Origin of the sequence: Enterococcus sp. DIV2449a, from assembly GCF_051711225.1 — a bacterium.
GTDB classification, from domain to species: domain Bacteria; phylum Bacillota; class Bacilli; order Lactobacillales; family Enterococcaceae; genus Enterococcus_D; species Enterococcus_D casseliflavus.
In genome coordinates, this window is the sequence record NZ_JBIOME010000001.1 from 3,266,778 (window position 1) to 3,281,380 (window position 14,603).

Annotated in this window: 15 protein-coding genes and 1 pseudogene; 4 read left to right on the top strand and 12 right to left on the bottom strand. The window is 45.9% G+C overall.

Annotated elements, in window-relative coordinates; all coding sequences use genetic code 11:
* The first annotated feature begins 83 nt into the window (after positions 1–83).
* Both IGI76_RS15615 and IGI76_RS15620 read left to right on the top strand, forming a co-directional pair.
* The gene (locus IGI76_RS15615; protein WP_005230670.1) at positions 84–416 is read left to right on the top strand and encodes a helix-turn-helix domain-containing protein; all 333 of its coding nucleotides are present in this window, start codon (positions 84–86) and stop codon (positions 414–416) included.
* Between the two features lie 5 nt (positions 417–421).
* The gene (locus IGI76_RS15620; RefSeq protein WP_074536478.1) at positions 422–898 is read left to right on the top strand and encodes an ImmA/IrrE family metallo-endopeptidase; all 477 of its coding nucleotides are present in this window, start codon (positions 422–424) and stop codon (positions 896–898) included.
* 68 nt (positions 899–966) lie between these two features.
* Here IGI76_RS15620 and IGI76_RS15625 read toward each other — a convergent pair whose 3' ends face one another.
* From IGI76_RS15625 to IGI76_RS15645, 5 genes are all read right to left on the bottom strand, one after another.
* The gene (locus IGI76_RS15625) at positions 967–1,779 is read right to left on the bottom strand and encodes a metallophosphoesterase family protein (RefSeq protein WP_010748973.1); all 813 of its coding nucleotides are present in this window, start codon (positions 1,777–1,779) and stop codon (positions 967–969) included.
* A gap of 4 nt (positions 1,780–1,783) precedes the next feature.
* Positions 1,784–2,566: a phosphonate ABC transporter, permease protein PhnE gene (gene phnE / locus IGI76_RS15630; RefSeq protein ID WP_005230666.1), complete on the bottom strand. Its 783-nt coding sequence runs from the start codon at positions 2,564–2,566 to the stop codon at positions 1,784–1,786.
* Positions 2,563–3,342, bottom strand: a complete 780-nt coding sequence (gene phnE, locus IGI76_RS15635) for a phosphonate ABC transporter, permease protein PhnE (RefSeq protein WP_333718818.1) — start codon at positions 3,340–3,342, stop codon at positions 2,563–2,565. The genes phnE (IGI76_RS15630) and phnE (IGI76_RS15635) overlap by 4 nt, the downstream gene beginning before the upstream one ends.
* Entirely contained in the window at positions 3,314–4,105 is a 792-nt protein-coding gene (gene phnC, locus IGI76_RS15640; protein ID WP_010748970.1) for a phosphonate ABC transporter ATP-binding protein, read from the bottom strand. Before phnC ends, phnE (IGI76_RS15635) begins: the two co-directional genes overlap by 29 nt.
* A 160-nt stretch (positions 4,106–4,265) precedes the next feature.
* On the bottom strand, positions 4,266–5,198 hold the full coding sequence (locus IGI76_RS15645; protein ID WP_005230658.1) for a phosphate/phosphite/phosphonate ABC transporter substrate-binding protein: 933 nt from the start codon (positions 5,196–5,198) through the stop codon (positions 4,266–4,268).
* Positions 5,199–5,394: 196 nt separating this feature from the next.
* On the opposite strand from IGI76_RS15645, the gene IGI76_RS15650 reads away from it, so the two are divergent.
* A complete protein-coding gene (locus tag IGI76_RS15650; protein ID WP_005230657.1) occupies positions 5,395–6,066 on the top strand; it encodes a cyclic nucleotide-binding domain-containing protein in 672 nt (223 codons plus the stop codon).
* A gap of 187 nt (positions 6,067–6,253) precedes the next feature.
* Here IGI76_RS15650 and IGI76_RS15655 read toward each other — a convergent pair whose 3' ends face one another.
* The 7 genes and pseudogenes from IGI76_RS15655 to IGI76_RS15685 form a co-directional block, all read right to left on the bottom strand.
* Entirely contained in the window at positions 6,254–8,125 is a 1,872-nt protein-coding gene (locus IGI76_RS15655) for a beta-glucoside-specific PTS transporter subunit IIABC (protein WP_015510524.1), read from the bottom strand.
* 138 nt (positions 8,126–8,263) lie between these two features.
* A complete protein-coding gene (gene licT, locus IGI76_RS15660) occupies positions 8,264–9,106 on the bottom strand; it encodes a BglG family transcription antiterminator LicT (protein ID WP_123833966.1) in 843 nt (280 codons plus the stop codon).
* Between the two features lie 278 nt (positions 9,107–9,384).
* Positions 9,385–10,291 (bottom strand): annotated as a pseudogene (gene rarD, locus IGI76_RS15665) (EamA family transporter RarD).
* A gap of 156 nt (positions 10,292–10,447) precedes the next feature.
* Entirely contained in the window at positions 10,448–11,884 is a 1,437-nt protein-coding gene (locus IGI76_RS15670; RefSeq protein ID WP_333718819.1) for an MDR family MFS transporter, read from the bottom strand.
* Positions 11,881–12,321: a MarR family winged helix-turn-helix transcriptional regulator gene (locus IGI76_RS15675; RefSeq protein WP_005230651.1), complete on the bottom strand. Its 441-nt coding sequence runs from the start codon at positions 12,319–12,321 to the stop codon at positions 11,881–11,883. Before IGI76_RS15675 ends, IGI76_RS15670 begins: the two co-directional genes overlap by 4 nt.
* Before the next feature lie 150 nt (positions 12,322–12,471).
* Positions 12,472–13,458 (bottom strand): tRNA dihydrouridine synthase, encoded by a 987-nt coding sequence (locus IGI76_RS15680; protein WP_005230648.1) that lies wholly within the window; start codon positions 13,456–13,458, stop codon positions 12,472–12,474.
* Between the two features lie 146 nt (positions 13,459–13,604).
* Positions 13,605–14,165 (bottom strand): TIGR00730 family Rossman fold protein, encoded by a 561-nt coding sequence (locus IGI76_RS15685; RefSeq protein ID WP_176257011.1) that lies wholly within the window; start codon positions 14,163–14,165, stop codon positions 13,605–13,607.
* Between the two features lie 86 nt (positions 14,166–14,251).
* Between IGI76_RS15685 and IGI76_RS15690 the strand changes: the two genes are divergently transcribed.
* Positions 14,252–14,593, top strand: coding sequence for a MazG nucleotide pyrophosphohydrolase domain-containing protein (locus IGI76_RS15690; protein ID WP_167823290.1), 342 nt, complete (start codon positions 14,252–14,254; stop codon positions 14,591–14,593).
* Positions 14,594–14,603 lie beyond the last annotated feature (10 nt).

Below are 14,603 nucleotides of genomic sequence, written 5' to 3' on the forward strand. Positions count from 1 at the left end.
TGATATTTTTTATATCAAATAATACAAAAATAGATACAAATTATATCTAACGTGCTATACTACAAAAAAGGAGGCGATCACTCATGCTTGGCGAACGGCTAAGAACACTCAGACTACGAACCAACCAAACCCAACAGCAGATCGCAGATCAACTAGGGATCACCCGCGCAGCGTATTCGCATTTCGAAAATGATCGTAACGAACCCGATGGCGAGACCATCGTCAAACTCGCAGAGATTTTTCAAGTATCCACCGATTTTTTATTAGGCAGACAAGTCCCGGCAGGCTTCACGCCGCCCTCTGCAAAAGTTCAAACCGTTGCGGCCCATATTGATGATGACGTCACCGATGAGCAGATGGAAGACATCCTCAGCTATATTGAATTTATAAAACAGCGGCACGCCCAAAAGGAATGATGGAAATGGATAAAGTAGAAGAACTGATGGCCGCCTACCCAGACTTGCACTTTATTTTCGATAAAAATATGCCTGATGGTCAGCAAGGATTGTACATCGATCACCATATTTACTTGAACCCTGACCAATCACAAGAAGACCTCTTGAGCACCATCGGTGAAGAAATCGGTCATTATCTGACCAGTGCTGGCGACATTACCGCCCAAGACACCAACGAAAAACGCAAACAAGAACGCAAAGCCCGCGACATTGGTTCTGCGATCGTGGTCACGCCCTATGATATCATCGCTTGTTTTGAAGAAGGCTGCAAAACATTGGCGGCATGCGCTGATTATTTAGGGGTTCCCCCACAAACCTTCAAAGACGCGGTCACGTATTATGCTCGCCGCTTTGACGGTATCAAAACCGAAGAGAACTATACCTTGTTTTTCCATATCGACGGCACGATTGAAGTTGTCAAAACCTTTGGCAATCAAAGTTAAGCCTTTTCACACAAAAACAGACGTTCCTTTTCTGCTGCTAAAGGCAGCGTTGACGGAACGTCTGTTTTTTATCCTTGCATGTTGACCCGCATCAATACACGGTTCGGTCGATAGTTTTCTGAGGATTGATGAACCAGCGCACCTTCCTCAAAACGATACAAATTGTATCCATAGCGTTCTTCAAAACGGACCATTCCATCACCTTCATCTTCCCCGACAAACGACATACTTGCCACAGTATAGTAAGGAATCCCTGCGATCGTTCCCGTAAACGCATGATGGGTATGTCCACTGAGAATACAAGAGATTTGATACTGCTGCAATAATGCCACCAAACGATTGGCACCGGCCCATGCCGGCGTGCTTGCTTGGTCGGGCAACAAATGATGGTGCGTCACAAAAACGATCTTTTTCTCTTTGAGCTGCGCCAGCGTGGCTTGCAGCCATTCAAACTGTCGCTCATCTACGATACCGTCGGCATAGCCATAGCAGGAATTATCGAAAGTCACGATCGCCAATGTCTCCGTTTCATAGACTTGATTAAAAGGTGTATCACTGGCGGTTTCTACTGACTTGCCTTGCCAGCCTTGGCGAAAATGCCGTTTGATATCATGATTACCTAGCGTTACTACGATGGGCACTGAGCCAAAGGCTTTTTCTAAATATTGCTTCAAAGAGGCATAATCGGCAGGCGCGCCATCTTCGGTCAAATCGCCGCTGATCACCACCAAATCGATCGCTGCTCGCGCCTTGGCATCTTGGATACACTCTTCAAGAGGAATCAAGGGATTTTGCATGGCTGCCAGCATTCCTTGATACCCTTCTTCACAAGGCAGGTAACTTTCTCGAAAATGGATATCTGATATATGCAATACATTCATAGGTTTATCTCAATTTCTTTCTGATGATTCCAGTCAACTGGTCTAATAAGAAGACGGTCACAACGACGCCCAACAAAATAATACTTACCTTGCTCCAGGTTCTGGTTTGAATAGCAAAAATCAATGGTGCACCGATCCCGCCAGCACCGACTAACCCTAACGTTGCCGCACTGCGGACCGCAATTTCAAAATGATTCAGTGCAAAGGAACTATAGATAGGCGCTAAGTAAGGGACCCGCACGAAAAACATCGTCTGCCAAAAGTTGGCACCGACGGCTTGCATCTCTTCCGTCAAGCGCTCATCCATGGCTTCCATTTCTTCGGTAAACAACTTGCCCAGCATACCGATCTGGTGGACACCGATCGCCATAACTCCAGCAAAAGGTCCTGGACCTACCACACGGACAAAAATAATCGCATAAACCAGCTCGGGAAATGCCCGCAAGATATTGCAGATCATTTTGCCGATTTTTGCGACCCACGGTGCAGAAGACCATAGGTTGGCGGCACTCAGCAAGGTCACCGGTATCGCGCAGACTGTTGCGATCATCGTTCCTAGACAAGCGATCCCGATCGTCAGTAACAATAAGCTCCACAGATCCTCCCCGCTACCGTCGTAAAAGAAAGACCAGTCTGGCTGACTCAACCCTTGCAGGACATCTCTTCCCATCGCTAAGGAAAAAGTACTCAATCCGGAATAATCCAGCGTCGCTGCAGATAATGCCAGTAAGATAGCAAAGAGTCCCCATAATAGCCAAGTCGTTTTCTTCACTTCTCTGATCATCATAGGAATGACCTCCTTACCCGCTCACTTAGAAAATCAACGATCGCTACCGTTAGCAAAATCGTCAAGATAATGATTGAGACCCGCTCATAATTCAACAATGCCAATGAGGCGTTCAAGATGACCCCGATCCCGCCGGCACCAACATACCCTAACACCGTCGAAGCTCGAACATTGACTTCAAAGGCATAAAAAGTATAGCTGGCAAACTGGCTGATGACTTGAGGTATGATCGCCCAAACAGTCACTTGAAATTTATTTGCCCCTACCGCCGCCGCTGCTTCGATTGGCGCAAAATCAATGGTTTCGATCGCTTGGAACATCAGCTGTGAAACCATACCAAAGGTAAAGACCGCGATGGTCAAAACACCAGTGGCTTCACCGATCCCAAAAATCGCTACGAACAATGCCGCCAACAATAGGTTGGGAATCGTCCGCACCAGCCCCAAGAGAAAACGCATCGGCACAGAGACCCAACGGCTTTCTGTCACGACTGTTGTCGCCAACAGACTCACCGGTATCGCTGCGATTACTCCTAAAACGGTGCCTAAAAAGGACATCTGCAATGTCTTGATCAAGGGCATCATCAGTTGCGGTAGATAACTAAAATCCGGGTGCAAAAAGCGAGCCATGAAAGCCGTCATCTGGCTGCGATTCGACCACACTTGTGCAAAATCAGCCCCCGTAATCCAGGCACTGCTTTGAAAAAAGAGCAGCAATAAAAGAACCAGCAGCAGGTGTTTGTACCAATTAAAATGAACTGTTTCTTTCAGTTTCATCGATTTCTCCTGCCTTTTCTTCAAAAATTGCTTTGCCATAGATTTGTTCTAAACGCTGATCTGTCAAAGCGGCTGCGTTGCCGTCAAAAACGATCGCACCTGCTTTTAAGGCAATGATCCTTGTCGCATACTGACGAGCCAAGGGAATCGAATGCAGATTGATGACAATCGTTTTGCCCATTTCTTGATTGATCTTCTTCAGATCCTCCATCACTTTCTCTGTCGTGATGGGATCTAGTGATGCCACGGGTTCATCTGCTAAAATCACCGGCGCTTGTTGGACCAAGGCACGGGCGATGGATACCCGCTGCTGTTGCCCACCACTCAACTGGTCGCTTCTCGTTTGCAGTTTGTCTGACAAGCCGACCGTCGCTAGCGCTTCTTTCGTTCTTTCGTAGTCTTCTTTCGTAAACAACCCTAAAATACTTTTCCAGGTCCCGTAATACCCCAAACGCCCAGACAAAACATTTTTTTGAACGGTACTGCGTTTGACCAAATTGAAGCTTTGGGAGATCAATCCGATTTGTCGACGAATCAAGCGCAATTCTTTTTTATTGGCTTTCGTGACTGATTTGCCGTCTATCCGGATATCTCCTTCAGTGATTGGCACTAAGCGATTGATTGAGCGTAAAAAGGTACTCTTACCAGCACCGCTCAAGCCAATGATGGCCACAAATTCACCTTGCTCAATCGTTACATCTATGTTCTGTAATCCTTTGACCCCATTCGGGTAGACTTTGGATACATTCTCAAAAGTTATCATCTGTTTTCTCCATTATGTAGGGACCGCGGCAAAGTTTCCCCAATCGGTCACGGTCTATTTCACTAAAAAATGCACTGGTACTGCGTATTCCACCTATTCCCCTAGTAAATCGCTGCACATCTCCGTGTCCCGTTATCCTTCTACCGCAATCCCTGATTTTTTACTCTGCTGCTCGTTGTGTATAATCGCGAATGGTATCGTAAGCAGAATCTGCTGCTTCTTCATACCCTTGGTGTCCCCACAAGCTCATTGCTTCGGCACCCTCTTCATCATCTGCCATGTTCAAGAACACTTCTTTGATCTGCTCTTTTAGTTCAGCATCCATTGATGGTTGGACGGCAATGGCGTCATTTGGAATATCCCCTTCGGTCAAGTAAAGGACTTTTAGGTCTTTGAATAAGTCGTTGTCTGGGAAGCTTGACGCAAAGACATTTCGTGCCCCTTGGAACACAAAGGCGGCGTCCATCTGACCATTCAAGACTGCAGTGATCTCACTTGGAATATCATTCACGGTCGTTAATGTAGCATCCGTCGTTGGATCAACTCCTGCATCTTTCAACTCGGCAACTGGGTAAATATAGCCGCTAGCAGAGTTTGGACTCAATGTAGCGATTTTTTTCCCTTTTAAGTCCGTCAATTCTGTCATGTCGCTATCCGCACGGACCAAGATCTCCCCTTTGAAGGTATTGGTTTTTTCCCCTTCTAATGGCAAGCCCGTCTCTGGATCATAAGCACCTAATTGAGAAGTCAAAATCGCTTCAGCTGCATCCATGTCTTTGGCTTGAACATAAGCGGCTGGCGGCATGATCCCTAAATCAACTTGTCCAGAAGCCATCGCTTCTACGATCGTCGAATAATCCGTTGCTAACGTTACTTCTACTTCACGGTCTAATTTTTTTGATAAATACTCAGCAAACGGTTTTGCTTTGGCTTGCATCGAGCCGTCATTATTGGTCGGTACGAATTGTACCACCAGCTTTTCTTTTTCGGCTGCGGCACTGCTGTCGCTGCTGCTGCTCCCATTCCCACAGCCGGTCAATGCGGCAACTAACGCAATTCCTAACATTCCTTTAACAATTCGTTTCAATGGCATTTTTTCTCCTCCTAATGGTTTGAAGCTTTCTTACATTCAAATCATACCAAGTATCCCTTCAAAATGAAGTGACACATGTCCTATTTTACCTTATTTTTACATACAATTTACATTAGTTTTTATTTATCGTTCGTGTTGAGTCAAAAGGGGAACTAAGCTATACTTAAAGAAAACCATTCAGGAGTGGCTGATTCCCATGAAAAAAATCGATGATACCGCACGCCTCAGTAATTACATTGACACATACGATCTGCAATCTTATATGGACAATGATTTGTTAGCGATGGCCACTTTGCATTCCTTTGAAAAAGAAGAGCACCTGATTCGAACGGGCACGCCTTCTGAATACTTGTATTTTCTCGTAGAAGGAACCGTGATGGTCTACTCCTTCTCTTCGGATACCCAAACGATTTGTATTGATTACGCCAAGCCGGCTGCACCTTTAGGGGAAGCTTCCTCTTTGTGGGAACTCTTGCCGAAAAGCAGTGTCAAAGCCGCTTCTGCTTGCGTCTGCGTCTGCATCCCTTTGAATCGCTACCGCAACACCTTGCAACAAGACGTCCGCTTTTTGCAAACCATCTGTCAGTTGCTCAGTTCCCGCTTGAATTCGGGGATCAACTTAGCGAATTCATTGACGGAACCTGTAGAGACACGGTTGGCCAAATTTATTCTTGCGCATCAAGAAAATCAACACTTTTCCTTTCAGTTGACCACCTGTGCCGCGATCTTGAATGTCAGCTATCGCCACCTGCTGCGAACCTTTACCAGCTTTCGGGAAGACAAGCTGATCGAAAAACAAAAACAGGGCTATGCGATTCTCGATTTCCCCGCTTTAGAGTCGCTTGCCGAAAATTTAAGCCATGTGTAAGGAGCAGTCCCCAAGAATGTTCGGGTTTTCCCTGAGCAGGCGTTCCTGATGTTGGTCTTACTCTTAACTCGCGCTGTGACAAGCGTTTGCTACCGTGTCAGGCAAGCGAGAAGGGCAACTGCGCCTTATTTTCTTACAAAAAACCCGATCCTTGCTGATATTCAGTCGAGGATCGGGTTTCTTTTGCTTATTTCACGATGGCTAAGAAGTCTTCTCCTTGCAAGACATCGGTTTGATTCATATCCATCACATCTAAATATTGCGGGGTATTCGTCACAACGATTGGTGTAATCGTGGATAAGCCGGCTGCTTTGATCGTATCTAGATCAAATTTCACTAACAAATCGCCGCGTTTGACTTGATCGTCTTGTTTAACAAAGACCTCAAAGCCTTTGCCGTCTAGTTCCACAGTATCCATACCAATATGCATCAAGACTTCGGCTCCATCCGTGGTGGTCAAACCAACGGCATGGCCAGTAGGAAAGAGCGTCGTGATGGTGCCATCTGCTGGCGCATATAAAGCCCCGACGGTCGGTTCGATAGCGATACCTTTTCCTAATGCACCAGAAGAAAAGACTTGGTCTTTGACTTCTGCTAAGGGAACCACTTTGCCTTCTAACGGACTGCTGAGGATCACTCGTTCTTTAGACGAACTCTCTGTGGGTGCTGCTGGCTCTTTTGCTGGTGCTACACTGGCATCAGTTGCTGGCTGATCTTCAAAACGTAAGAAGAAGGTCAAGACAAACGCTGCGCCAAAAGCGATAGCCGTGCCGATCGAAGCTGCGATCAGACCACTTAAATCTTTCGTATCTTGTGGGATAAAGGACGGCAGACTTAGTAAGCTGACTAACCCAAAGGTATAGTTTTCGACTTGGCTGAAGCCAATGAAGGCACCACCGAGGGCACCACTGATACACGCGGCGATAAATGGTTTTTTCAATGGCAAAGTCACCCCATACACCGTCGGTTCTGTGATCCCAAAAATTGAGGTGATCGTTGAAGAAAGGGCCAAGCCTTTCAATTTAACATTTTTTGTCATAAAGAACACTGCTAGCGCTGCACCCCCTTGAGAAAGGACGGCTGGCAATAGCATTGGTACCATGGTATCAACACCAGTTTGGCTGAGATTCAACATGATGATCGGTACAAAGCCCCAGTGCATGCCAAACATCACAAAGACTTGCCATAAACCACCCATGACAGCCCCAGCGATCAGTGGGCTGAAGTGGTAAATGCTGTCATAGGCACTACCTAACAAGTTTCCTAAAATCGTTCCTAGTGGACCGACGACAATAAAGGTCAATGGCGCCATGATCAAGAAGACCGCTAAAGGCACACAGATGATCTGTAAGAAGCTAGGAATGACTTTTTTAAAGAAACGCTCCACATAGCTTTGTAAAAAGACCGCTAAAATAATCGGAATGACGGAAGACGTATAAGCACTAGCACCAATAATGACCGGTAGGCCTAAGAAACTCAAGGTTTGTCCAGCCAAAGCGGTAATGTCTGGATGAACCAACGCCATCGCTAAGGAAACCGCTAGAAATTCATTGGTGCGAAACTTTTTCGCTGCAGTAAAAGCCAACATCACTGGTAAATAGGTAAATAACCCATCAGCAATCGCATACAATACGGTGTAGACCCCAGAATCAGCTGCTAACCAATTCAAGGTGACTGCCAGCGTCAAGAATCCTTTTAAGACCCCGGCACCTGCCATTGCGCCTAAAAATGGCGTAAAAATCGACGAAATAATATCCACCAGTTGATTCAAGAGGTTGCCTTTGTCGCCTTTGCTGTCTGCTTCGCCATCAAAGTTCGCTACTCCATTCAATTCACGGTAAACGTCACTGACATGACTGCCGATCACCACTTGGTATTGTCCGCCGCTTTGAACGACTTGGATCACATCGTCGTCTTGATTCAAGCGTGCCGTATCCGCTTTGTGCTCATCTTTTAATTTGAAACGCAAGCGGGTCGCACAATGCACCACGCTGTTGACATTTTCTTTGCCGCCCACCGCATCAAGGACGCGAACTGCAATTTCTTTATTTGAACTCATTTTTTCAACACTCCTTTTTTTAATAAAAAAACCCAGATTGAAAAAACGACCGTCTAACGAGTTTTTTCCTCGCTGACTGTTGTCTTTTCAATCTGGGTATTGCCTGCCTGACAGTAACAATCCGTTAATGATTGAATGTTAATTGGTTTGATCATTGACGACACGTTCGATGTGGATCGTTAAGTAGATCATTTCTGATTCACCGATCGATTTGTCGTAGGTTTTGATCAAGTACTCGTTGATCCGTTGGACCGTTTGAAACGCTTTAGGGTACTTCGATTGCACAAGGGCAAATAAAAATTCATCTTTTTCCCCCGAAAGTTCATCGCTTAAATAACGCTGCGCAAAATACTGCAAATGCGTGGTGATCCGTTGATAATTCAAGGAATCTGGGTTAAAGACTCGTCCATAAAAGCGACTGATGATCGCCAGTACGTCACGTACGATTTCTACCGCTTGCATCGTGGTTTCCATCGTGCCATTGGCTTGTTCGCTATTGACGATATGAAACGCAATAAAGCCAATTTCCGATTCTGGCAATGTAATCCCGAAGACTTTTTCAAAATAAGCAACGGCATCTGCTGCAACCGCATACTCTTTCGGATAAAATTTGCGGGTCTCAAACAACAATGGATTCGGCAGCTCAATGCCTTCACGTGCCCGAACCAGCGCATAATGGATATGATCGGTCAGTGTCAAATAAATATTTGGCGACAGTTCGATCCCCAATGACGCTTCTGCATCATCCACCACTTGCTTGACGGCTTCGACTTCTTCCACAGGAATGTCTGAAAACAATTGCTGAAACTGATTTGCGGTAAACGTATCCTTTAACACAAATTCTTTTTCGACAAAGGCTTCATCCACTGGATCGCCGACCTTCTTCTTAAACGCAATGCCACGACCCATATAGATCACTTCCTGACCGGCATCATTGGTCGAGATGACGACATTATTATTTAATATTTTCCCAATAACCATCGTTTTCCCTCACTCCAAAATAAAAAAACCTAGAATCTCCCCATTAGCGCGCTGCGGTCAATTCTGGTTTTGCCTGCCGAACAGTAACAATCCTTGTAACTGAAAGAATAATAACACACCCCTGTGGCAGATGCAACCCTTTTCAAGCAGAATTTCTACAACGGGTTTTTCCTTTGTTATACCATTGAAGCGTTCTCCTTGCAACATCCTTCACTACCTAAAATGCTTTGTTTTTTAATAAAAAAAGGAACGGCCCAGCTGCAGCCATTCCTGATGTATCAAAGTTGCTTTCTTTGCTGTCCCATGCGCCGCTCTTTCATCGCCGTCCCTAGCGTACCATAGGTGAAGACCGCGATCCCCAGCCAAATAAACGCAAAGGCGGAAAATTGGGCCAGTGAATAGGTTTCGTGAAACAAAAAGATGGCTAACAAAAGCATGATCGTCGGGTTGACGTATTGAATAAACCCAAGCGTAATGTAAGAAACATTTTTCGCTGCTTCCGCAAACAGCAGCAGCGGAATAGCCGTCACGATCCCAGCACCCACCAATAAGAGATTGGTTTGCAAGGGATAGTTCATAAAGCCGACGGTTGAAAATCCTAAAATATACACGAGGGCAAAGGGGAAAATCACCATCGTTTCGATTGTTAACCCAGTAACCGAACTAATGGGGATTCTTTTTTTGATCAAGCCATACGTACTAAAGGAAAAGGCCATGATCAGTGAGGCATAAGGAATCGTTCCTGTTTGGATCGATAATAAGATCACCCCGATACTTGCCAGCAGACACGCCAGCATGCCAGTACGACTAAGACGTTCCTTCAAAAAAAACGGTCGCTAACAAGACATTGACAAGCGGATTGATATAATAGCCTAAGCTGGCTTGCATCACGTGGCCCGCACTCACCGCGAAGATAAAGGTGAACCAGTTGATGGAGATCAGCACAGAAGCTAAAACGATCAGTCCAGCAAATGCTTTGTTCTTCCACAGCAGACGCGCTTCTTGTAAAAATTGCGTTTTCTTCCCAGAAAGCACGATAAACAACACCATAAAAACAAAGGACCACACGATTCGGTAGCACATCGTTGCTAATGGCGAAACCCCAACGATTATTTTCCAATATAGTGTGACCAAGCCCCACAAGACATAGGCAGACAATCCAAAATAAACGCCTTTATTCTTCATTTTCTCCCTGATTTTTTCCCATTAAAGCAAGCCTTTAATGAAAAAAAATACTCCTCCTAAACCATAAGTTATCTTATTATATCGAATTTTTTGGTTTTTCATAGAGTTTCATGAAATAAATCAAGAAAAGCACCCTTCAAAGAAAGGTGCCCCTCTTTATTCCAGTGGTTCTTCTGCCCCTTCTAGCCAAACGGCTTCTGGTTTCTGATCACGAATCAAGAATAGCCCCGTTGCAAACAGCAGTCCAGAAGCGATCGTCATCAATAAGAAAGAAACATTCATGCCATGAAGCAATGCACTCGTCCCTGTTAAGGTCGTGCTTTTTTGCGCCACACTATTCATGATCCCGACAAATAATGCTGTCCCGATGGCGCCTGCCACCGTTCGCAAAGAAGTCAATAATGCTGTTCCATGCGCCGTCAACTGCGGCGGAATATTTTTATTTCCCCACGTCACGAAGGGCATCAACAAACAGCCTGTGGCGGCACAGCGCAGCATGTTCAAAACCACTGCTACCCAAATACCCGTGTGCATATGGATGAAATACATGCCGATGTTGCTCAAGACCAGTGAGCCGCCGCCGAAAATCGTCAACAGACGGATGCCGACTTTGTCATAGATTCGTCCAGCCACCGGACTTAAAAAAGCCGAGACCAAGGAACCTGGCAAAACGACTAACCCTGAGATCGTCGCTGATTTGCCTAAAATCGACTGCACGTAAAGTGGCATCAGCATCGCCGAACCCATCAAGACCAAGTAAAGCATGATACTGCCAAAGACACTGATGGCATATTCTTTTGTTTTTAAGACCCGCAGATCCAAAAATGGGGTTTTCGCTCTTAACTGACGGAAGACAAAGAAGATCCCTGCTACCAAACCGAGCCCTAAGGTTCCTAAAACGGGTAAGCTGAAAAAGCCATAGCTGCCGATATTGCCAAAGCCTAAAGTAATCCCACCAAAAGCGAAGGCACTCAAAACAAAAGAGGTCTGATCAAATTTGCTGTTGCTTACTGGCAACACATCATCAAAAACCTTTATGGCCCAAATCAGTGAAATCAAAACAATCACGGCAACGATATAAAAAATCGCATGCCAGTTCAAGCGGTCCACGATCACCCCAGCAAGAGTCGGTGCGATCACGGGTGCCGCGGTGATCGATAGTCCATACCAGCCCATCACGACACCGATACGATTGATCGGATAGATCGATAAGAGGATCACTTGTGCCATCGCGGTCAAGATCCCGTTACCCACAGCCTGCAAAATACGAGCAAGCATCATGACTAGAAAATTGGGCGCTGTAGCACAAAGCAGCAAGCCCACCAACGCAATTCCTAAGGCAGCGAGATACAGCTTTTTGGTTGGCACACGATTCATAAGATATGCCGTCAATGGCATAACGATCGCCATCGCCAAGGAATAACCGCTAGTCAGCCATTGTCCCGTAGTGACGGAAATCTGCAGGTCAGTGACGATGGCGGGTAAAGCCGTCGTCAAGGCGGTCGCCAACATGGATACGGCAATACATGTAATCATTAAATTAATAAAAATCAGCGTCCGCTGACGTTCCGTTCGTTGGACTGTTTCACTCAATCAACGTCCGCCTCCTTCTCAAGATAAAACTGTTCGATTTTTGCTAAGGCTTGACCAAAGGCTTGTTTTTCTTCTGCCGTCAAATAGGTCAGCATTTCTTGGTGCGCCTTGCTGCGTTTTTCTTTCATTCGCTGTGCCTCTTCCTTGCCTGCTTCCGTCAGCGAAATCAGATGGCTGCGTTTATCTTTCGGATCGACTTCTTTTTGGATCAGCCCTTTTTCAGCCAGTTTTTTTAGTAGTTCGCCAGTGGATGTCGAGCGAATCGCTAAATACGCGGCGAGATCTTTTTGGGTCAACGTCCCTTTTTCGTCCAATACCAGTAGGCAATTGAACTGTCCCCGACCTGGCATAAAACGCCCATATTTTTGTTCCGCATACCGCCGATTTAATTTATACACTTCAAACAATCGTTCCACGATTTCTTGTTCGGAAACCATCGACCTTCAGCTCCTTTCGCCTCTTCACTATTTAGATAGGTACCTAATTAAAAGTCTGTTCTCCATTTTACATAGGTACCTACCTATTGTCAAGGAAGGATTGACAATGAGAGCGGGTACAGCAACCAAAAACGAAAAAAGCATTGAAACTTACGCTTCAATACTTTCCTCGTGGTTCTTTTTCTCCGCAAACTCTGCCAGCAGTTGCCGGACTTCATCCGTTGATTTGGTATTCATCAATTTTGCCCGCAAATCACTGGCTCCAGGGAAGCCTTTGACATAGATTTTAAAGAAACGATGCAATCCTGCGATCGAGCGTGGCACCATTTTGGCGTAATGGTCCTGCAGATCTAATTGCAGCTGCAACAAGCCTAATAGCTCTTCTGAGGTATGCTCTTTCGGTTCTTTTTCAAAGGCATAGGGATTCTTGAAAATACCCCGGCCGATCATGATTCCGTCTACGCCATATTTTTCTGCTAGCTCCAAACCTTTGGTACGATCAGGGATATCGCCGTTGATCGTCAGCTTCGTTTGTGGGGCGATTCTATCCCGCAAGGCAACCACTTCAGGAATCAATTCCCAATGGGCATCGACCTTGCTCATTTCTTTGCGGGTTCGCAAATGGATCGAAAGGTTGGCGATATCCTGTTGCAGGACATGGGTCAACCAAGCTTCCATTTCTCCTAGTTCGGTATAGCCCAGGCGGGTCTTGACACTGACCGGCAGACCGCCAGCTTTGGCTGCTTGGATCAGCTCTGCAGCAACTTCTGGTCGCAAGATCAAGCCGCTGCCTTTGCCTCGTCCAGCAACGTTTGGCACTGGGCAGCCCATATTTAAGTCGATCCCTTTAAAGCCCATCTCCGCTAAGCCGATACTCATCTCACGGAAATACTCTGGCTTGTCGCCCCAAATGTGGGCTACCATCGGTTGCTCATCTTCGGTGAAGACTAAACGTCCCCGCACACTGTCGCGTCCTTCTGGATGGCAATAACTATCGGAGTTGGTAAATTCCGTAAAGAAAACATCTGGTGCGCCGGCAGCTTGAACGACATGCCGAAAAACGACATCGGTGACATCTTCCATTGGTGCTAGGATAAAAAAAGGCTTCGGCAATTCAGCCCAAAAATTTGTTGTCATGATTTACGCTCCATTTCTTTGTCCAAGAATCTTATTTTATGACCCCACTTGCAAAACAAACCCCATTATACTAAGAATGCGTCAAAGAAGCAAAAGAGCAAGACGACACCCGCCGGTGCTTCGCCTTGCTCTTTTGCAACAGACGCTTAATACTGCCGAATAACTGGCGGTTCGTAGGCTTGAATAAAGGCTTCGAGCTCCTGGGTTGTTTGCGCAAAGCCGATTTTTTCGCGATCGGCCTGCGTCAAGAACTCATTTTCCACCATATTGTCATACAAGGCTCTCGTTGCGTGGTAAAAGTTGTTCACATCATAAAAAGCACAAGGATTCGGGTTTTGACCGATTCTTGACCACGAGATCATCTCCGTGATTTCTTCCAGCGTCCCGGGACCACCTGGCAGTGCGACAAAGGCCTGCGACAATTCGAACATTTTCCGTTTTCTTTCTGACATCGTCTCGACGACATGGAGTTCGGTCAATCCAGGATGTGCTAGTTCCCGATCTTTTAAAAAGGTTGGGATCACCCCGATCACCTGACCGCCATTTTCTAAGACAGCATCTGCCAATACGCCCATCAAGCCCGCTTTCCCGCCGCCATAAACCAGTGTATTTTTTCGTGAAGCGATCCACTGCCCCAATTCTTGGGCGGCTGTTGCAAAACTAGGTTCATTACCGACACTGGCACCACAATAGACTGCAATTTTCATAAAACTCTCCATCATCCTTCTCAATCATTTTGAAATAGTATATCATGATTCTGATAAAGGTTCTGGGAAAGGATGGAAAAAAAGTTATGAACATTGAGGAATATCAACGATTTATCAGTGACTTCTACAAAGCCCGCAACTGGTATCAGTACGATCCGTTTATTCGGGCGAATTTTTTAGCAGAGGAAGTCGGGGAAGTGAGCCGTGCCATTCGGACATTGGAAATCGGTCGTGACCGTCCCGATGAACAAGATGGCTTGCCAGAAGAAAAACTGGCAAACCTGACGGAAGAATTGGGCGATGTACTGGATAACTTGTTTATCCTCGCCGATAAATACGATATTTCTCTGGAAACAATCATGCAAAAACACAAAGAGAAGCTATTGTCTCGCTATCAAATGGACCACGTGACAGAAAAAAACAGCTAACGGGCTACTC